General features: G+C 71.3%; 21 protein-coding genes. 8 read left to right on the top strand and 13 right to left on the bottom strand.

Translation table 11 applies throughout. The annotated features are described in order from the left end of the window. Positions 1 to 2 precede the first annotated feature (2 nt). The 8 genes from RM812_RS19485 to RM812_RS19450 all read right to left on the bottom strand — a co-directional run bounded on the left by RM812_RS19485 (position 3) and on the right by RM812_RS19450 (position 6,423). A complete protein-coding gene (locus RM812_RS19485; protein ID WP_311574129.1) occupies positions 3 to 395 on the bottom strand; it encodes a rhodanese-like domain-containing protein in 393 nt (130 codons plus the stop codon). After that, positions 392 to 925, bottom strand: coding sequence for a cupin domain-containing protein (locus RM812_RS19480; RefSeq protein ID WP_311574126.1), 534 nt, complete (start codon positions 923 to 925; stop codon positions 392 to 394). Before RM812_RS19480 ends, RM812_RS19485 begins: the two co-directional genes overlap by 4 nt. Positions 926 to 1,004: 79 nt before the next feature. Further along, positions 1,005 to 1,076 (bottom strand): putative leader peptide, encoded by a 72-nt coding sequence (locus RM812_RS19475; RefSeq protein ID WP_309544753.1) that lies wholly within the window; start codon positions 1,074 to 1,076, stop codon positions 1,005 to 1,007. A gap of 178 nt (positions 1,077 to 1,254) precedes the next feature. After that, complete coding sequence (locus RM812_RS19470; protein WP_311574184.1) at positions 1,255 to 2,871, bottom strand: FAD-dependent monooxygenase; 1,617 nt, start codon at positions 2,869 to 2,871, stop codon at positions 1,255 to 1,257. A gap of 189 nt (positions 2,872 to 3,060) precedes the next feature. Beyond that, positions 3,061 to 3,939, bottom strand: a complete 879-nt coding sequence (locus RM812_RS19465; RefSeq protein ID WP_311574122.1) for an amino acid ABC transporter permease — start codon at positions 3,937 to 3,939, stop codon at positions 3,061 to 3,063. After that, on the bottom strand, positions 3,936 to 4,601 hold the full coding sequence (locus RM812_RS19460; protein WP_311574120.1) for an amino acid ABC transporter permease: 666 nt from the start codon (positions 4,599 to 4,601) through the stop codon (positions 3,936 to 3,938). Before RM812_RS19460 ends, RM812_RS19465 begins: the two co-directional genes overlap by 4 nt. An 84-nt stretch (positions 4,602 to 4,685) precedes the next feature. Continuing rightward, positions 4,686 to 5,519, bottom strand: a complete 834-nt coding sequence (locus RM812_RS19455; RefSeq protein ID WP_311574118.1) for a glutamate ABC transporter substrate-binding protein — start codon at positions 5,517 to 5,519, stop codon at positions 4,686 to 4,688. 127 nt (positions 5,520 to 5,646) lie between these two features. Continuing rightward, positions 5,647 to 6,423, bottom strand: a complete 777-nt coding sequence (locus tag RM812_RS19450) for an amino acid ABC transporter ATP-binding protein (protein WP_311574116.1) — start codon at positions 6,421 to 6,423, stop codon at positions 5,647 to 5,649. A 289-nt stretch (positions 6,424 to 6,712) separates the two neighbouring features. Between RM812_RS19450 and RM812_RS19445 the strand changes: the two genes are divergently transcribed. Together RM812_RS19445 and RM812_RS19440 are read left to right on the top strand one after the other, a co-directional pair. Beyond that, positions 6,713 to 7,399 carry a response regulator transcription factor gene (locus tag RM812_RS19445; RefSeq protein ID WP_311574114.1) on the top strand — a complete coding sequence of 229 codons (687 nt, stop codon included), beginning with the start codon at positions 6,713 to 6,715 and terminating at the stop codon, positions 7,397 to 7,399. A 9-nt stretch (positions 7,400 to 7,408) separates the two neighbouring features. Then, positions 7,409 to 8,851, top strand: a complete 1,443-nt coding sequence (locus tag RM812_RS19440) for a sensor histidine kinase (protein WP_311574111.1) — start codon at positions 7,409 to 7,411, stop codon at positions 8,849 to 8,851. Here the strand turns inward: RM812_RS19440 and RM812_RS19435 are convergent. Continuing rightward, positions 8,830 to 9,825 (bottom strand): TAXI family TRAP transporter solute-binding subunit, encoded by a 996-nt coding sequence (locus RM812_RS19435; RefSeq protein ID WP_311574109.1) that lies wholly within the window; start codon positions 9,823 to 9,825, stop codon positions 8,830 to 8,832. The genes RM812_RS19440 and RM812_RS19435 overlap by 22 nt on opposite strands. A gap of 110 nt (positions 9,826 to 9,935) precedes the next feature. On the opposite strand from RM812_RS19435, the gene RM812_RS19430 reads away from it, so the two are divergent. Beyond that, a complete protein-coding gene (locus RM812_RS19430; protein WP_311574106.1) occupies positions 9,936 to 10,364 on the top strand; it encodes a pyrophosphohydrolase domain-containing protein in 429 nt (142 codons plus the stop codon). 413 nt (positions 10,365 to 10,777) lie between these two features. Here the strand turns inward: RM812_RS19430 and RM812_RS19425 are convergent, their stop codons facing one another. Then, on the bottom strand, positions 10,778 to 12,016 hold the full coding sequence (locus RM812_RS19425) for a cation:proton antiporter (RefSeq protein WP_311574104.1): 1,239 nt from the start codon (positions 12,014 to 12,016) through the stop codon (positions 10,778 to 10,780). Between the two features lie 4 nt (positions 12,017 to 12,020). Continuing rightward, on the bottom strand, positions 12,021 to 12,506 hold the full coding sequence (locus tag RM812_RS19420; protein ID WP_311574102.1) for a cation:proton antiporter regulatory subunit: 486 nt from the start codon (positions 12,504 to 12,506) through the stop codon (positions 12,021 to 12,023). A 102-nt stretch (positions 12,507 to 12,608) separates the two neighbouring features. On the opposite strand from RM812_RS19420, the gene RM812_RS19415 reads away from it, so the two are divergent. The 4 genes from RM812_RS19415 to RM812_RS19400 all read left to right on the top strand — a co-directional run bounded on the left by RM812_RS19415 (position 12,609) and on the right by RM812_RS19400 (position 16,812). Then, positions 12,609 to 13,793: a sensor histidine kinase gene (locus RM812_RS19415; protein ID WP_311574100.1), complete on the top strand. Its 1,185-nt coding sequence runs from the start codon at positions 12,609 to 12,611 to the stop codon at positions 13,791 to 13,793. Further along, positions 13,793 to 14,452 carry a response regulator transcription factor gene (locus RM812_RS19410; protein ID WP_311574098.1) on the top strand — a complete coding sequence of 220 codons (660 nt, stop codon included), beginning with the start codon at positions 13,793 to 13,795 and terminating at the stop codon, positions 14,450 to 14,452. Before RM812_RS19415 ends, RM812_RS19410 begins: the two co-directional genes overlap by 1 nt. 77 nt (positions 14,453 to 14,529) lie before the next feature. Next, positions 14,530 to 16,047 (top strand): tRNA (N6-isopentenyl adenosine(37)-C2)-methylthiotransferase MiaB, encoded by a 1,518-nt coding sequence (miaB, locus tag RM812_RS19405; protein ID WP_311574096.1) that lies wholly within the window; start codon positions 14,530 to 14,532, stop codon positions 16,045 to 16,047. A 51-nt stretch (positions 16,048 to 16,098) separates the two neighbouring features. Beyond that, positions 16,099 to 16,812: a class III extradiol dioxygenase subunit B-like domain-containing protein gene (locus RM812_RS19400; RefSeq protein ID WP_311574093.1), complete on the top strand. Its 714-nt coding sequence runs from the start codon at positions 16,099 to 16,101 to the stop codon at positions 16,810 to 16,812. Positions 16,813 to 16,918: 106 nt separating this feature from the next. On the opposite strand, the gene RM812_RS19395 is transcribed toward RM812_RS19400, so the two are convergent. Further along, the gene (locus tag RM812_RS19395) at positions 16,919 to 17,212 is read right to left on the bottom strand and encodes an antitoxin (protein ID WP_311574091.1); all 294 of its coding nucleotides are present in this window, start codon (positions 17,210 to 17,212) and stop codon (positions 16,919 to 16,921) included. A gap of 23 nt (positions 17,213 to 17,235) precedes the next feature. Beyond that, positions 17,236 to 17,511, bottom strand: a complete 276-nt coding sequence (locus RM812_RS19390; protein WP_311574089.1) for a hypothetical protein — start codon at positions 17,509 to 17,511, stop codon at positions 17,236 to 17,238. A gap of 182 nt (positions 17,512 to 17,693) precedes the next feature. Between RM812_RS19390 and miaA the strand changes: the two genes are divergently transcribed. Then, positions 17,694 to 18,632 carry a tRNA (adenosine(37)-N6)-dimethylallyltransferase MiaA gene (miaA, locus tag RM812_RS19385; protein WP_311574087.1) on the top strand — a complete coding sequence of 313 codons (939 nt, stop codon included), beginning with the start codon at positions 17,694 to 17,696 and terminating at the stop codon, positions 18,630 to 18,632. Positions 18,633 to 18,683 lie beyond the last annotated feature (51 nt).

The raw sequence follows: 18,683 nt of genomic DNA, 5'->3' as shown, positions 1-18,683 counted from the left end.
TGCTACGGAAAGGTCACCGGCAGTCCCGCCGCCCGCCACGCCTGGAACCCGCCGATCAGGTCGGTGGCCCGGTGCAGCCCCAGGCGGTGCAGGGACTCCGCCGCCAGGCTGGAGGCGTAGCCCTCGTCGCACACCACCACAACGCGCAGGTCGTGGTCGGTGGCCTCGGGGAGACGGTGGCTGCCCTGCGGATCCAGGCGCCACTCCAACTCGTTGCGCTCGATCACCAGGGCACCGGGAATCACGCCGTCCCGCTCGCGCAGTGCGGCGTATCGGATGTCCACCAGCAGTGCCGTACCCGCCTCGGCGGCCTCGTGAGCCGCCCGCGGTTCCACCCGCCGGTAGCCGTCGCGTACTCGCTCCAGCAGCGCGTCGATCCCGACCTGCTCGCTCACTGCCAGTCCTCCGGGCGCTCGACCTGCTCCAGGCGCAGGGTCTGTCCGCTGCGGCTGTAGCGGCGGATCCGCGACAGGGGCGGGTAGTAGGCGTGCACGGAGACCGCGTGCCGGTCGGACGACTCGTTGAGCACCTCGTGGACGTGGTGCCGGCCGAAGGATCGTCCCTTTCCCGCGGACAACCGGCGTTCCCGGTCCACACCGTCGGTGAGTTCCAGCGTCTTCCAGCCGTCGGTGGGCAGCCGGGCGGCGAGCGCGTTCTCCTTGAGCTCGCCCGCCGCGGTCACGAAGGCGCCCACGGACTCGGCGTGGTCGTGCCAGCCGGTGCCCGTGCCGGGTGGCCAGCCGATCAGCCAGGCCTCGCTGCCGCCGGGCCCGTCCAGCCGCACCCAGGTGCGGCCCTCCGGGTCGAGGGGAAGGGAGGCGATCAGCTCGGCGTCGGAGGCCGTGCGCCGCACGAAGTCGAGGAGCTCGGCCTGAGTGGGAGCGGTTGTGGCCGTGGAGGAAGAGGTGGGGGAGGAGACAGACACGGGGTACCGTCCTGAGAAGTTCGCGAGGAGCGCGCGACGGCACGTCGAAGCGGCGCGCGCGAGGGGAAGAGAGGCGAATTCAGCAGGACGGGCGACACACGCAGCCCGCGTAGCGGACGAGGTCCATATGGACCCTCCGCCACAGGCGCACATCGGTGTCGGTCACGATCCGGAGTAGACCATGGCGGTGGAGGCCGGTCAACTCGACATCACTATGCGGACGGCGTTTGGGTGCCCGTCGCCGATGGCCGTCGGCGACCCCTGGCAACCGCCGTCGACCACCGCCGTCGACCACCGCCCGGCCCCCCAGCGAACCGACGGACGACCGCTCAGCGGGCCCCGGCCGCGGCTCCCGCCTCCGCCTCCTCCGCGGCCACCCTGGTCGCCCCGCCCAGCGCTGCCTCCGCCGCCGCGTACAGGTCGGCCGGGCGCACCCCGCTCAGCGCCGTGACCAGGTGGCCGTCGGGCCGCACCAGCAGCACCGTGTGGGCCCCGGCACCCGGATAACTCTCGGCGACCAGCAACTCGGCGCGGTGCGGCAGTGCCGTCACCGCCGCCGCCAACCGGGGCATGACCCCGGCGGTCACCCAGTGCTTGCGGTCCCACACGCCCGTGCCCGGCGCGATCAGCAGCACCAGGAGCGCCCCGCGCCCGAGCCGGTCACGCAGCCGTACGAACGTGCCGTCCTCCGCCGTGACCTGGACGTCACTGACGGGCGCACCGGGCGGTGTGCCGACGGAAACCTCTCCCGCGAGGTGTTCGGGCGCGAGCGGCGAGTCGGCGTACGTCCCCGGCGCGCCCAGCGCCCCCCGCCCCAGGTGCCCGTCGGCGAGCAGCGCGTCGTGGCCGCGGGCCGAGCCGGGTACGTAGGAGCGCAGTCCTCCGCCGCCGCGCAGCAGTGGCAGCACCTGGTCGGCGGCGCGCAGTCGGGCGGCGACCGCCGTGCGCCGCTCCTTCTGGTAGCTGTCGAGCAGCGCCTCGTGCGGACCGTGGTGCCAGGCCAGGGCCAGCTTCCAGGCGAGGTTGTCGGCGTCCCGCAGCCCCTCGTCGAGGCCGTGCGTGCCCAGCGCGCCCAGGAGGTGCGCCGCGTCCCCGGCGAGGAGGACACGGCCCACCCGCCAGCGACGGGCCAGCCGGTGGTGGACCGTGTGGACTCCGGTGTCGAGGAGTTCGTACGACGGCGTCGCCCCGTCGCCCCAGCCGGTGAGCGTCTCGCGGACCCGGTTCACCAGCATTTCCGGCGTGACCAGGTCCTTGCCGGGAGGCAGCAGCCAGTCCAGGCGCCATACGCCGTTCGGCAGAGGCCGGCCGACGACCTCGGCGGCCGACGGGCCGGAGGTCCGCCACGGTGGCATCCGGTGGAGCAACGCCTCGTCGGTCCACGGTAGTTCCGTGCGCAGCGCGGCGACGGCGTATCGTTCCACCGCCGTGCGGCCGGGGAAACGGATGTCCTGGAGTTTGCGCACGGTCGATCGGGGGCCGTCGCAGCCGACCAGGTAACTGCCGCGCCACCAGGTGCCGCCGGCGCCGCGGGTGTGGGCCGTGACGCCCGAGGACTCCTGCTCGATGCTGACCAGGCGGCTGTCCACCGCGACTTTGACGAGCGGTTCGCGGGCGAGCGCCGTGCGCAGAGCACCGGTCAGCTCGTGCTGGGCGATGTGCAGCGGCGCCGGATCGATGTCGCCGAACACGACCTCGCGCGTCACCTGCTTGCGCCGCATCGACCGCCATCCGGCCCAACGGAAACCCAGCCCGGTCAGTGGTGCGCCGGTCAGCCGCTCGACGAGCGCGACGGCCTCCTCGCGCAGGACGACGGTGCGCGCGGGGCGCGGTTCGTCCTTGCCCGGCCCTTCGTCGAGGACGACACAGGGCACCTCCTGACGCGCCAGCGCCAGGGCGAGCGTGAGCCCGACGGGCCCCGCTCCGGCGATGATCACCGGGTCCACGGTGCGGTGCCCCCTGCCCGTGGCGGTGTCCCGGGGGACGTAGGTGAACAGGACGTTGGAGCAGGGTGCACGGTCACAGAACGTATGCAACCTATTGCCGCTGCCTGCGTCAAGCGACGGAGGCAAGCGAGGGAGGCAGTGGCGATCATGCCACTGCCTCCCTCGACAATCGGACGTACTGACCGCGCGTCAGGCAACCGCTCCGGCGTTCGCCTGGGTGTCGTCCGCCTTGAGTACGGCACCGGTCGACTTCTTGGCCCGCCGCAGCCGTCGCTCCAGCCAGCTCGCGAAACTTGTCAGCGCGAAGTTGAGCGCGATGTAGATCACGGCGACCACGGTGAAGCTCGCGATGACGTTGGCGCCGTAGTAGCCGCTCATCGTGTTGGCCGACGCGAGCAGTTCGGGGAAGGTGAGGACCGCACCGCCGAGCGCGGTGTCCTTGAGGATGACGACGAGCTGGCTGACGATGGCCGGCAGCATCGTGGTGACTGCCTGCGGCAGCAGGATGGTCCGCATCAGCTGGCCCTTGCGCAGGCCGATGGCCAGCGCCGCCTCGGACTGGCCCTTGGGCAGGGTGAGGATGCCCGCCCGCACGATCTCCGCGAGCACGGAGGCGTTGTAGAGCACGAGACCCGTGACCACCGCGTACAGCGGACGGTCGTCCGAGCTGACGTTGGTGTACTCGGCGAACAGGGCGAGGCCGAAGATCATCAGGACCAGCACGGGGATGGACCGGAAGAACTCGACCACGATCGCGGCCGGAACCCGTACCCACACGTGGTCCGACAGACGGGCGATGCCAAGGACGGCGCCGAGCGGAAGCGCGATGACCATCGCGAGGGCGGCGGCCTTCAGGGTGTTCTCCAGGCCCGGCCAGATGTAGGTGGACCACGCCTCGGAGCCGGAGAAGAACGGCTTCCACAGGACCCATTCCAGCTGGCCCTTGTCCTTGAGTGTGCCGAACACCCACCACAGCAGGGCCGCGACGGCCACCACGAAGACGATCGTGAAGACGATGTTGCGCCGCTTGGCACGGGGGCCAGGGGCGTCGTAGAGAACGGAACTCATCGCTTCACCGCCACCTTCTTGCCCACCCAGCCGAGGATCAGGCCGGTCGGCAGGGTCAGAACCACGAAACCGAAGGCGATGACGGCGGAGATCAACAGCAGCTGAGCCTCGTTCTCGATCATCTCCTTCATCAGGAGCGCCGCCTCGGCGACACCGATGGCCGCGGCCACGGTGGTGTTCTTGATCAGCGCGATCAACACGTTCGCCAAGGGCACGACGGAGGAGCGGAAGGCCTGGGGCAGCACGACGTGCCCCAGTACCTGCCCGAAGCTGAGCCCGATCGCCCGGGCCGCCTCCGCCTGCCCGACCGGCACCGTGTTGATGCCGGAGCGCAGCGCTTCACAGACGAAGGACGAGGTGTAGAGGATCAGGCCGAGGACGGCGAGGCGGAAGTTGACCGTCTCGACGTCGTTGGCGCCGAGGGACACCCCCAGCGTCTGGTTCAGGCCCAGCGACGTGAACAGGATGATCACCGTCAGCGGGATGTTCCGCACGGTGTTCACATACGCGGTCCCGAAGCCACGCATCAACGGCACCGGACCGACCCGCATGGCCGCCAGCATGGTGCCCCAGATCAGGGAGCCGACGGCCGAGAGCACAGCGAGCTGCACTGTCGTCCAGAAGGCTCCCAGCAGGTCGTAATCCTGAAGAAAGTCGAACACGATCTCCCGCGCTTCCGCGTGTAGGGATGCCCGCCCCGGTGTGCCGCCCCTTCCAGAGGGCGGCACACCCCGTCAGGCCCGGCTTCAGCTCTTGACGTCGCCGATCTTCGGCGCCGGCTCGTTCTTGTAGTTGGCCGGGCCGAAGTTGTCCTTGACCGCCTTGTCCCAGGCGCCCTCGGCGACCATGGCCTCCAGCGCGTCGTTGATCTTCGCCTTGAGGTCGCTGCCCTTCTTGACACCGATTCCGTAGTTCTCGTTCGTCAGCTTGAAGCCGGCGAGCTTGAACTTGCCCTTGAACTGCGACTGCGCGGCGTAACCGGCAAGGATCGAGTCGTCGGTCGTCAGGGCGTCGACGGCGCCGTTCTGCAGGCCGGGCAGGCAGGCGGAGTACGTCGGGTACGGCTGCAGCTGCGCCTTGGGGGCCAGCTTGTCCTTGACGTTCTGCGCCGAGGTCGAGCCGGTGACGGAGCAGAGCTTCGCGGAGTTCAGGTCCTCCGGCGACTTGATCTTGTCGTCGTCGGCGCGGAGCAGTACGTCCTGGTGCGCGAGCAGGTACGGGCCGGCGAAGTCGACCTTCTCCTCACGCTTGGGAGTGATCGAGTAGGTCGCCGCGATGAAGTCGACGTCGCCGCGCTGCAGCATGGTCTCGCGGTCGGCGCTCTTCGACTCCTTCCACTCGATCTGGTCCTCGGTGTAGCCGAGCTTCTTGGCGACGTACGTGGCGATGTCGACGTCGAAGCCGGTGTAACCCTGCGGGGTCTTCTGGCCGAGGCCCGGCTGGTCGAACTTGATGCCGATGGTGATCTTCTTACCGTCACCAGAGCCGCTGTCGCCTCCGTCGTCGGAGCCGCACGCGGTGGCGGTCAGGGCGAGGGCGAAAATGGTGGCCGAGGCGGCGGTGACCTTGCGGAGCTTCATGGTGGACATCCTTTGGCTGTGATCGAACTGCGATCGGACGATCAGAGGATCAGGCGGTCGGACGCGGCCGACGGGGGTGAGTCGCCGGCGCGGGCGACGCAGGGGCGTCGCAGCCGCGCCGGGAGGCTCAGTGGTGCAGGATCTTCGACAGGAAGTCCTTGGCACGGTCGCTGCGCGGGTTGCTGAAGAACTGGTCCGGCGCGGCCTCTTCGACGATGCGGCCGTCCGCCATGAAGACGACGCGGTTGGCCGCCGACCGGGCGAAGCCCATCTCGTGCGTGACCACGACCATGGTCATGCCGTCACGGGCGAGCTGCTTCATGACCTCGAGCACCTCGTTGATCATCTCGGGGTCGAGAGCCGAGGTCGGCTCGTCGAAGAGCATGACCTTCGGGTCCATGGCCAGCGCCCGCGCGATGGCGACGCGCTGCTGCTGACCGCCGGAGAGCTGCGCGGGGTACTTGTCCGCCTGGGCGCCCACGCCGACCCGGTCGAGCAGGGCGCGGGCCTTCTCCTCGGCCTTCTTCGCGTCGACCTTGCGGACCTTGACCTGGCCCAGGGTGACGTTCTCGAGCACGGTCTTGTGCGCGAAGAGATTGAAGGACTGGAAGACCATGCCGACGTCGGCCCGCAGCCTGGCCAGCTCCTTGCCCTCGGCGGGGAGCGGCTTGCCGTCGATCGTGATCGTTCCCGAGTCGATGGTCTCCAGACGGTTGATGGTGCGGCACAGGGTGGACTTGCCGGACCCGGAGGGTCCGATGACCACGACGACCTCGCCGCGGGTGATCGTCAGGTCGATGTCCTGGAGCACGTGCAACGCGCCGAAGTGCTTGTTGACACTCTTCAGGACGACCAGTTCGCCGGTCGCGGCCACATCTTCCTTGGCCACCGATACTTCGGTCATCGCTCTCGGGCTCCGTCCTCCTCGGTTTCGGAGGACAGTAGTAACGCCGGACGACCCGCGTCTCTATATCTGAGGGGAATCTGAGCATCACGATCCGATAGCAATCGGACACGAGTCGTAGCACTTGTGAGCAGGGCTCATATCGGCCGGATAACTTCGAGCGGCCGCAACCGGAACCCTCTTGACGCGGTGCCCCTCCATCGGCGTCACTGCACAAGGTGCACGCGCGCGTGCACCCGTCTTTCCTACCCATCCCGATCGTACGGCCGATGAACAGAAGGGGGCGCGGATGAGACTGCTGCTCGTCGAGGACGACAACCACGTGGCCGCCGCCCTGTCCGCGATCCTGGCACGGCACGGCTTCGACGTCACCCACGCGCGCAGCGGCGAGGAGGCACTCCAGGCGCTCGTCGTCGGGGGCGACTGCTTCGGCGTCGTCCTCCTCGACCTCGGCCTGCCCGACCAGGACGGCTACGAGGTCTGCGGCAAGATCCGCAAGCGCACCAGCACCCCGGTCATCATGGTCACCGCCCGCTCCGACGTCCGTTCCCGCATCCACGGCCTCAACCTCGGTGCCGACGACTACGTGGTCAAGCCGTACGACACCGGAGAACTCCTCGCCCGCATCCACGCCGTCAGCCGGCGCACCGTCCACGAGGACACCACGGGAAGCACCGAGACCGTGGTGCGCCTCGGAGCGGTACGCATCGAACTGCCGACGCGCCAGGTCAGCGTGGACGGTTCGGTTGTCCAACTCACCCGCAAGGAGTTCGACCTCCTCGCCCTGCTCGCGCAGCGCCCCGGAGTGGTGTTCCGCCGGGAGCAGATCATCAGCGAGGTCTGGCGCACCAGCTGGGAGGGAACCGGGCGCACGCTGGAGGTGCACGTCGCCTCCCTGCGGGCCAAGCTGCGCATGCCGGCGCTCATCGAGACCGTCCGCGGCGTCGGCTACCGCCTCGTCGCTCCCACCGCGTAGCGGGGCCGGGTGAGCACACGCCTGCTCCCGCTGCTCATCGTCCTGATGGCGGCCGTCCTGCTCGCGCTCGGTGTCCCGCTCGGTGTGAGCGTCGCCCGCGCGGAGCAGCAGCAGGTCGTCGTCGACCGCATAGACGACACGGCGCGCTTCGCCGCGCTCGCCCAGTTCGTCACCGAGGACGCACCAGGCGGCTCTCGCCGGACGACCACGGACGAGCGCCTGGAGACCCTGCAGACCGAACTCACCAACTACGACGAGGTCTACGGCATCAAGGCGGGCGTCTTCTACCGCAACCACATTCCGATGGCCAACGCGCCGACGACCTGGTTCCTCCCGCAGACGGGCGAGGTGCGGGACGCGTTCGACGAGGCACTGCTCAGCCGCCGCAGCCACGATCCGCAGCAGGTGTGGCCCTGGGAGGACGGCCGGCTCGTGGTCGCCTCACCGGTCATCCGGGACGGGGACGTCGTCGCGGTCGTGGTCACCGACTCGCCCACCGACTCGATGCGCTCGCGCACCCTGCGCGGCTGGCTGCTCATCGGAGCCGGTGAGATCGCCGCCATGCTGCTCGCCGTGGGCGCCGCCCTCCGGCTGACGGGATGGGTGCTCAAACCGGTACGCGTCCTGGACGCCACCACCCACGACATCGCCACCGGACGGCTCAAGTCCCGGGTCGCCTCGGCCGGGGGACCGCCGGAGCTCAGGCGCCTGGCCCGGTCGTTCAACGAGATGGCGGACCATGTGGAGGACGTACTGGAGCAGCAGCGCGCCTTCGTCGCCGACGCCTCGCACCAGCTGCGCAACCCCCTCTCGGCTCTGCTGCTGCGCATCGAACTGCTCGCCCTGGAACTGCCCGCGGGCAACGAGGAGATCGCCTCCGTCCAGGCCGAGGGCAAGCGTCTGGCCCGGGTTCTGGACGACCTGCTCGACCTGGCGCTGGCGGAGCACAGCGAGGCGGACCTGAAGGTCACCGACATCGGCGCGCTGGCCGCCGAGCGGCTGGCGGCCTGGTCGCCGACGGCCGAGGCCAAGGGCGTGCGGCTGGTGGGGGACTGCCCGCCGACCACGGGCTGGGCCGACCCGGTGGCCCTGTCCAGCGCCCTGGACGCGGTCATCGACAACGCGGTGAAGTTCACGCCGCGCGGCGAGACGGTCCGGGTCACGGTCGACTCCACCGGGGAGACCGCCAGGGTCGCCGTCACCGACAACGGCCCCGGGCTGACCGACGAGGAGCTCGCGCGTGTGGGCGACCGATTCTGGCGCAGCGGCCGGCACCAGAACATCAAGGGCTCGGGCCTCGGTCTGTCCATCTGCCGGGCGCTGCTCGCCGCGGGCGACGGCTCCGTCTCCTTCGGGCACCACGAGCCGCACGGCCTCGAGGTGACGGTCACGGTGCCGAGGTCGGGACCGCGGAAGGAGCCGGAAGGGCTCTACGGCTTCACCGACCGGTAGTAGCGACGGGCACCCTCGTGCAGTTCCAGGGGGTCGGTGTAGATCGCCGTGCGCAGGTCCACCAGCTGCGCGGAGTGGACGTGCGCCCCGATGCCGTCGCGGCTGTCGAGCACCGTCCGGGTCAGCCACTCGGTGAGCCGCGGATCCACGTCCGCGCGCGTCACCAGCAGGTTGGACACCGCCATGGTGGGCACCACGGTGCCGTTCTGCACGGTCGGGTACGCCGACTCCGCCATGTTGGTGGTGCGGTAGTAGCGGGTCGCGCCGCCGGACTCGTGCAGCTTGGTGACGAGGTCCTCGCCTATCGGCACGAACCGGAAGGTGGAGGTCTCCGCGATCTTCCTGAGCCCGTCCGTCGGCACCCCACCCGACCAGAAGAACGCGTCGAGCTCGTCGCCCAGCCGTCCGGGGCCGGTGTCGATGCCGTCCGCGCGGGGCGTGATGTCCTTCTCCGGATCGATGCCCACGGCCTCCAGCAGCCGGGTGGCGATCAGCCGTACGCCCGAGTTCGGCAGCCCGATAGCGACCCGCTTGCCCCGCAGGTCGGCGACGGACTGGATGTCCGAGTCGCTCGGCACCACGAGCTGCACGTAGTCGTCGTAGAGGCGGGTCACCCCGCGCAGTTCGTCGGCGCCGGGCCGACCGGCGATCTTGTACGTCTCCACCGCGTCGGCCGCGGCGATCGTGAAGTCCGCCTCCCCGGACGCCACCCGCTCGACGTTCTCCTGCGAGCCCGCGCTGGTCATCAGCCGCACGTTCAGGTCCGGCATGTCCTTGCGCAGCTCGGCGCGCAGCAGTTCGCCGTACTTCTGGTACACGCCCGCGTGTGTGCCCGTGCTGAACGTGATCGTCCCGCTCGGCGGCTCCTCGCCCAGCGGCAGCAGCCACCACAGCAGGAGCCCGAGGGCTACGACGCCGGCGACCGTCCCCTGGACGGCCCGGCGCCTGCCGATACGGGAGAGCAGCGCGGACATGCGCGTGATCCTGCCAGCCCGCAACCCCGCTGACCAGGGCCGAGCTCACACGACGGCCGTGAGGTGGAGCGTGGGGCCGACTGTCGGTGGCGCTCGCTACAGTCGTCGGCATGAGTACCTCGCCCGCCGACCTGGTCCGTGCCTTCCATCTCGCCTTCGGGCTGGACGCCCGCAGCACTCCGACGGAAGTCCCGCCCGCCCTGGCCGCGCACAGGGGCGAGCTGCTCGCCGAGGAGGCCGCGGAGGTCGCCGAGGTGTCGGTGACGGGCCCGCTCGACCGGCTCGCGCACGAACTGGCCGACGTGGTCTACGTCGCCTACGGCACGGCCCTCGTCCACGGCATCGACCTCGACGCGGTGATCGCCGAGATCCACCGCTCCAACATGACCAAGCTGGGCCCCGACGGCCGCGTCAGCCGCAGGGCCGACGGCAAGGTCCTCAAGGGCGACCACTACGAGGCACCGGACGTGTCGGGCGTACTGCACCGCCAGGGGTGGACGCCTCCCACGCCGGAACCACGGGAGGCTCCGGGCGCCTGACGCGGGGGAACGACGCCCGCGGCCGGAGCCGGAGCCGGAGCCGGAGGCCGTGCGGGCGCCGCGTGCCGGCCGGGTGCCGGGGACGGGTTCGCGATGCCACGGCGGCGACGCATCCCGTACGCGGGCGACGTGCCGGGCACCGCATCACCGCGCGGGCGTGGCTACGTGGCGGTCGGCGGTGCGGAAGGGACCGCACGGCGGCTCCCGCGCGGGTGACCGGGCCGGTGCGCGGCCATGGCTCGGCACGGCCGAGGGGGACCGGAGCGGCGGCACGAGGACCCACGCCGCATGCCCTGCGTTCCCCCCGTGCGTCGCGCCGGTCGTGCCGCTGCCGACGCCGACGTAGGGCGACCCCGGCACCTGAGCGCCGGGGTCGTGTCGGAGCCGGCACCGTGTGCCGGGGCGTGGCCGGGTCAGTCGCCCACCGACGCCTCCGCACCCGCCGTCTGCGGCGTGCCGTCCGGCCCGTCGGGGAAGCCGCCGAGGCGGTCGGGGTTCTCGCGGCGGAACAGGCGGCTCGCCAGTGGTTCGGTGAAGCGGGCGGTGAGGGGGCCGAGTACGACCAGGATGAGCACGTAGGCCGTGGCCAGCGGGCCCAGGGACGGTTCGATGCCGGCCGAGACCGCGAGGCCCGCGATGACGATCGAGAACTCGCCGCGTGCCACCAGTGCGCCGCCCGCGCGCCAGCGGCCCTTGACGGAGATCCCGGCACGCCGGGCGGCCCAGTACCCGGTGGCGATCTTCGTGACCGCGGTGAGCAGGGCCAGGGCGAGCGCGGGCAGCAGCACCGGAGGAATGCTGGCCGGATCGGTGTGCAGCCCGAAGAAGACGAAGAAGACGGCGGCGAACAGGTCCCGCAGTGGGCTCAGCAGTGTGTGTGCCCCCTCCGCGACCTCTCCGGACAGCGCGATGCCCACCAGGAAGGCGCCCACGGCGGCCGACACCTGGAGCTGCTGGGCGACACCCGCGACCAGGATCGTCAGCCCCAACACCACCAGCAGCAGCTTCTCCGGGTCGTCACTGGAGACGAACCGCGAGATGAGACGGCCGTAGCGCACCGCCACGAACAGCACCAGCCCCGCCGCGGCCAGCGCGACCGCCAGTGTGATGCTCCCGGTCATCAGCCCGGCGCCGGCCACCAGAGCCGTGACGATCGGCAGGTACACCGCCATCGCCAGGTCCTCCAGGACCAGCACGCTCAGGATCACCGGCGTCTCCCGGTTGCCGACCCGGCCCAGATCGCCCAGCACCTTGGCGATGACACCGGACGACGAGATCCACGTCACACCCGCCAGGACGACGGCGGCCACCGGCCCCCAGCCCAGCAGCAACGCGGCCACCGCGCCCGGCACCGCGTTGAGCGCGCAGTCGACGAGGCCCGCCGGATAGTGGGCCTTGAGGTTGGTGACCAGATCGCTGGCCGTGTACTCCAGGCCCAGCATCAACAGCAACAGGATGACGCCGATCTCGGCGCCGGTGGCGACGAACTCCTCGCTCGCGCCCAGCGGAAGCAGGCCGCCCTCGCCGAACGCTAGACCGGCCAGCAGGTACAGCGGGATGGGGGAGAGGCGGTAGCGGCCGGCGAACCGGCCGAGCAGCCCCAGCCCCAGGATGATGGAACCGAACTCGATCAGCAGAACCGCGGAGTGCACCGGCTCACTCCTGCCCGAGTATCGCCGCGGCCGCGTCGACGCCCTCACGGGTGCCGATGACGATCAAGGTGTCACCACCCACCAGGCGGAAGTCCGGCGAAGGCGACGGAACGGCCTCGGCACGGCGCAGCACCGCCACGATCGACGCGCCGGTGTCGGTCCTCATCCGCGTGTCGCCCAGCAACCGCCCGTTCCAGCGGGACGTGGCGGACACCTCGATCCGCTCGGCGACCAGCCCGAGATCCGTGGTGTAGAGCAGGTTCGCGCTGTGGTGGGACGGCTTCAGGGCGTCGATCAGCGCGCTCGCCTCCGATCCGGCCAACCGCAGCGAGTGGTCGCAGGAATCGGGGTCGTCGGCCCGGTACACGTTCACCGTGCGGGCTCCGTCGCGGTGTGCCACCACCGACAGATGGCGGTGTTCGCGGGTCACCAGGTCGTACTGGACCCCGATACCCGGCAGCGGCGTCGCCCTGAGGCGTGGAGCTGACACGAGTTTTCCCCTCATTCGTCTTGCGTCCCTTGCTGCGCCTGCCGCACGTCGGTGACGTGCCGGTGGCCTCGTCATGCTGTCATCCGCACGTACCGTGGCGATATGGGTGTCGTGACGGATATACGCGGCCGGTCGCGGGCGGCGAAGCTGGTCGCGGCGGTGTTGTGCGCGAAGGCCGGGAGGAGCGGAAAGGGAACCGTGTCGCTGTTCTGGCGGATCTTCTCGCTCAACGCCGCGGGTCTCGTCGCGGCCACCGCGCTGCTGCTGGGACCGGTCACCGTGTCGACCCCCATCCTGCCCGGCGAGGCGCTGATCCTGCTCGGGGGCCTCGCGGCGCTACTGGCCGGCAACGCGGTCGTCCTGCGCATAGGACTCACCCCACTGCACCGGCTCGGCCGGGCCATGGCCACCGCGGACCTGCTGGTGCCGGGGGCCCGCCCGACGGTCGCGGGACCCGCGGAGGCGGCCCAGCTGATCGCGACGTACAACACGATGCTCGACAGGCTCCAGGCCGAACGGGCGGCCGGGGCGGGCCGCGCGCTGCACGCACAGGAACGCGAACGCCACCGCATCGCGCGGGAGCTCCACGACGAGGTGGGGCAGACCTTCACCGCCGTGCTCCTCCAGCTCAAGCGGGTCGCCGACCGGGTCCCCGGGGAACTGCGCGAAGAAGTGTCCCTCGCCCAGGAGGCCACCCGGGCCGGCCTGGACGAGATCCGCCGCATCGCCCGCCGCCTGCGCCCCGGCGTCCTGGAGGAGCTCGGCCTCGCCAGCGCCCTGCGCTCGCTCGCCGCCGAGTTCACGCACCACGGGCTCACCGTCCACCACCACGTCCCCGGCGACCTCCCCCCACTTGCCCCGGAGGCGGAGCTCGTGATCTACCGGGTCGCCCAGGAGGGCCTGACCAACACCGCCCGCCACGCCGCCGCCGACCGCGCAGAACTCAGCCTCCGCCCGCTGCCCGACGGTGTCGAACTCCTCGTCCGGGACAACGGCACCGGCCTGGGCACGGCCCCTGAGGGCGCCGGAATCCGCGGCATGCGCGAGCGTGCCCTGCTGATAGGAGCCGAGATCCACTTCGAACCCGCCCCCGGACGGGGCACCGACGTACGCCTGCGCATCCCCGTCCCGACCGCGGACGGCCACGGTGACCGAGCGGGGGCCCGCCGTGGCGACCCGACCGAAGACCGAACCGAAGACCGGGCCGGAGACCGGGCCGGAGACCGAAGCGAAGACCGGACCGGAGACCGCCCCGGCGACACGAACCGACCCGGAGACCGCGCCTGATGTCCGCCCGGCCCCCGATCCGTGTCCTGCTCGCCGACGACCACACCCTCGTACGCCGCGGAGTGCGCCTCATCCTGGACGGCGAACCGGACCTGACGGTCGTCGCCGAGGCCGGCGACGGCGCCGAGGCGGTGGCGGCCGCGCGGGCCACCGAGGTCGACCTGGCCGTCCTGGACGTCGCCATGCCCCGCATGACCGGCCTCCAGGCGGCCCGCGAGCTCTCCCGCCGCCTGCCGGAGCTGCGCATCCTCATCCTGACCATGTACGACAACGAGCAGTACTTCTTCGAGGCCCTCAAGGCCGGTGCCTGCGGATACGTCCTCAAGTCCGTCGCCGACCGCGACCTGGTCGAGGCCTGCCGGGCGGCCGTGCGCGACGAGCCGTTCATCTATCCCGGCGCGGAGCGGGCGCTCGTCCGCTCCTACCTGGAACGCATGCACCGGGGCGGCGGCCTGCCCGAGCGGCCCATCACCGAACGCGAGGAGGAGATCCTCAAACTCGTCGCCGAGGGCCACACCTCCAAGGAGATCGGCGAGCTGCTGTTCATCAGCGCCAAGACCGTCGAACGCCACCGCGCGAACCTCCTCCAGAAGCTGGGCGTGCGTGACCGCCTGGAACTCACCCGGTACGCGATCAGGGCCGGGCTCATCGAGCCCTGACCCGACCTGACCAGCGGTGACCCCGGTTGTCCACAGGCGGCCCGGGCCATCGTCGGCGACCGCCTACCCTTATTGCCATGAGCAGCATCGACCGGAGCCAGTCAGTGGGCGGCACGCGCACCTATGAAGTCCGCACCTACGGGTGCCAGATGAACGTCCACGACTCCGAGCGATTGTCCGGGCTGCTGGAGGACGCGGGCTACGTCCGCGCCCCCGAGGACGCCGACGGCGACGCGGACGTCGTCGTCTTCAACACCTGCGCCGTGCGGGAGAACGCCGACAACAAGCTGTACGGCAACCTCGGCCACCTCGCCCCGAAGAAGGCGAGCCGGCCCGGGATGCAGATCGCCGTCGGCGGCTGCCTCGCGCAGAAGGACCGCGACACCATCGTCAAGCGGGCCCCTTGGGTGGACGTCGTCTTCGGCACGCACAACATCGGCAAGCTGCCCGTCCTGCTGGAGCGCGCCCGCGTGCAGGAGGAGGCACAGGTCGAGATCGCCGAGTCCCTGGAGGCGTTCCCGTCCACGCTGCCCACCCGGCGCGAGAGCGCCTACGCGGCCTGGGTCTCCATCTCCGTCGGCTGCAACAACACCTGTACCTTCTGCATCGTCCCGGCGCTGCGCGGCAAGGAGAAGGACCGCCGGCCCGGCGACATCCTGGCCGAGGTCGAGGCCCTGGTCGCCGAGGGCGTCTCCGAAATCACCCTGCTCGGGCAGAACGTCAACGCCTACGGCTCCGACATCGGTGACCGGGAGGCCTTCAGCAAGCTGCTGCGCGCCTGCGGGAAGATCGACGGCCTGGAGCGCGTCCGCTTCACCTCCCCGCACCCGCGCGACTTCACCGACGACGTGATCGCCGCCATGGCCGAGACGCCGAACGTGATGCCGCAGCTGCACATGCCGCTCCAGTCCGGCTCCGACCCGGTGCTCAAGGCGATGCGCCGCTCGTACCGCCAGGAGCGCTATCTGGGGATCATCGAGAAGGTGCGGGCCGCCATCCCGCACGCGGCGATCACCACCGACATCATCGTGGGCTTCCCCGGCGAGACCGAGGAGGACTTCCAGCAGACCCTGCACGTGGTGCGCGAGGCCCGGTTCGCCCAGGCCTTCACCTTCCAGTACTCCAAGCGGCCGGGCACCCCGGCCGCCGAGATGGACGGCCAGATCCCCAAGGCGGTCGTCCAGGAGCGCTACGAGCGTCTCGTGGCCCTCCAGGAGGAGATCTCCTGGGAGGAGAACAAGAAGCAGGTCGGCCGCACGCTGGAACTGATGGTCGCCGAGGGCGAGGGCCGCAAGGACGGCGCCACCCACCGGCTCTCCGGCCGTGCCCCCGACAACCGCCTGGTCCACTTCACCAAGCCCGACCAGGAGGTCCGCCCGGGCGACGTGGTGACGGTCGGGATCACCTACGCCGCCCCGCACCACCTCCTCGCCGAGGGCGCGGTGTTCGACGTCCGCCGCACGCGCGCGGGCGACGCCTGGGACAAGCGCAACGCGGCCGAGCAGGCCAAGCCGGCGGGAGTGATGCTGGGACTGCCGAAGATCGGCGCTCCCGAGCCCCTGCCGGCCGTGGCGAGCGGCTGCGGCTGCGACTGACCGCAGGGCGTGCCGCCTGTGGACCGCGGTACGGGGGCTACGCTGCCGATCATGCTTGTCACGGCCGCCGTCTGTCCCTGTCCGCCGCTCCTCGTACCGGAGGTCGCCGCGGGCGCCGCACCCGAGCTGGACGCCGCGCGCGCCGCGTGCACGGACGCGCTGGGCGTGCTCGCCGCCGCCCGGCCCGACCGGCTCCTGGTCGTAGGACCCGCTGACTCCGCCGGGCCCGAGGTCTACCCGCAGGGCACCCGGGGCTCCTTCCGCGGCTTCGGCGTGGATCTGGACGTGTGCCTGGGCGCCGACAGCGGCGCGGCGGCCGGCCCCGGCCTGCCGTACGGGCTCGCCGTGGGCGCCTGGCTGCTGTGGCGGACCGGGTGGGCCGAGACGCCCGTCGAGGGCATCGGGGTGGGGGAGGACCTTCCCGCCGAGCGTTGCGCCGCCATCGGCCGGGACGTGGCGGCGCGGGCCGGGCGGGTCGCGTTGCTGGTGCTGGGCGATGCCAGCGCGTGCCGCACGCTCAAGGCCCCGGGGTACCTCGACGAGCGGGCGGCGCCCTTCGACGAGGAGGCGGGACGTGCCCTGGGGTCGGCGGACGTGGCTGCTCTCGCGGCGCTGGACGCCGGGCTGGCCCGCGAGCTCAAGGTGTCCGGCCGGGCGCCCTGGCAGGTCCTGGCAGGCGCGGCCGAGGGCACGGGCCTCACCGGTGCGCTGCTGTACGAGGACGCCCCGTACGGGGTGGGGTACGTCGCGGCGGCCTGGTCGTAGGAGGACGGACGGGGGCGCGCAGGCGGCCGGCCCGGAGCCGGTCAGCCGACCGGCTCCGGGCCGGCCGCCTGCGCGCCGGTGACCCGCCTGCGCCGAGGCGCGCGGGTCAGGAGGTCGGAGGCGGCCCGGTCGGCGGAGGGCCACCCGGCGTGCTGCCCGGCGTGCCTCCGTTCCCGTCCCTGTGGCCGGCGTCCTTGTGGGCGAGGCGGTCCATGGCGCCCTTGGCCTTGTCCGTACCCGTGTGGATCCGGTCGCTGTACTTGCCCTTGGTCCTCTCGTCGACGGTCTTCGCCACCTTGTCGAGACCGCGATCGATCTTGTCCCCGTGCTGCTGTGCGAGGTCGGAGACCTTGCCCTTCGCCGGTTCCAGTTTGGCCTTCAGATTGTCCAGGAGACCCATGGTTCGCCTTCCCTAGCGGGGCGTCAGGTGCGGGCGCCCTTGTCCGAATCGTTGTCGACGGCCTCCCCGGCGGACTGCTGCTTGGGGATCCCGACGTCTTCCGGGTCGGCGGTCACGTCGGCCTCGTCCGGCTCCGCGGGCCGCACCGTGTTCCGGGGCCCTGCGTCGGCCGTTCCCGCGGCCTCTGTCGCGTTCTCCGCCGCCGCACGCTCGGGTTTTGGGGTGTCGGCCTGCGTTTCGGCGGCCGGCGCCTCCTCCGTGGTCCTCGACCTCCGAAGAAGCCGTGCAAAAACGCCCATATCAACTCCATACGTTACTCGTGCGGGCGAAATCCCGCGGCATCCGGTGCGTCCGTTTGCGCGTGATCCGGGTGCGGGCCCGGCGGTCCGGGGCGGGAACCTCGCAACGGGCAACGACCTCGACCTCGGGCCGTCACGTAACTCGTTCGAGGGCGGGCCGAGAGGTTTGCGAGACTGGGGCGGTGAGCACCGCACCCCTCGCCCCCCGCGTCATCGCCGTAGTCGGACCCACCGCGGCCGGAAAGTCCGATCTGGGCGTTTTCCTGGCCCAGCGACTGGGGGGCGAGGTCGTCAACGCCGACTCCATGCAGCTCTACCGTGGGATGGACATCGGTACCGCCAAGCTGACGCTCGAGGAACGCGGTGGCGTGCCGCATCATCTGCTCGACGTCTGGGACGTGACCGTCACGGCGTCCGTGGCCGAGTACCAGCGCCTGGCCCGGGAGCGGATCGACGCGCTGCTCGCCGGGGGGCGCTGGCCGATCCTGGTCGGCGGCTCCGGCCTCTACGTCCGCGGGGCCGTCGACAACCTGGAGTTCCCCGGCACCGACCCGGTCGTCAGGGCCCGGCTGGAGGAGGAGCTCGCGCTCAGGGGTTCGGGGGCACTCCACGCCCGCCTGGCCGCCACCGACCCGGAGGCCGCGCGGGCCATCCTGCCCGGCAACGGGCGCCGGATCGTGCGGGCCCTGGAGGTGATCGAGATCACCGGCCTGCCCTTCACCGCCAACCTCCCCGGCCACGACTCCGTCTACGACACCGTGCAGATCGGCGTCGACGTGGCCCGCCCCGAGTTGGACGAGCGGATCGCCCGCCGGGTCGACCGGATGTGGGAGGGGGGCTTGGTGGACGAGGTGCGCGCCCTTGAGGCGCAGGGGTTGCGTGAGGGGCGTACGGCGTCGCGCGCCCTCGGCTACCAGCAGGTACTCGCGGCGCTCGCCGACGAGTGCACCCTGGACGAGGCACGCGTCGAGACGGTCCGTGCCACCAAACGCTTCGCGCGCCGTCAGGATTCATGGTTCAGGCGCGATCCGCGGGTGCACTGGTTGAGTGGGGCTGTGGCGGATCGCAGGGAACTTCCGCAGCTCGCGCTGTCGTTGATCGAACGACCGGTTACAGCCTGATCACGTGATGGCATCGGGACGCCCCGGCCGCCATCCGGGCCTGTGGCGGCG

The sequence above is a fragment of the Streptomyces lancefieldiae genome, from assembly GCF_031845825.1.
Lineage (GTDB): Bacteria > Actinomycetota > Actinomycetes > Streptomycetales > Streptomycetaceae > Streptomyces > Streptomyces lancefieldiae.
This window is presented reverse-complemented; position numbering and strand designations above follow the sequence as displayed.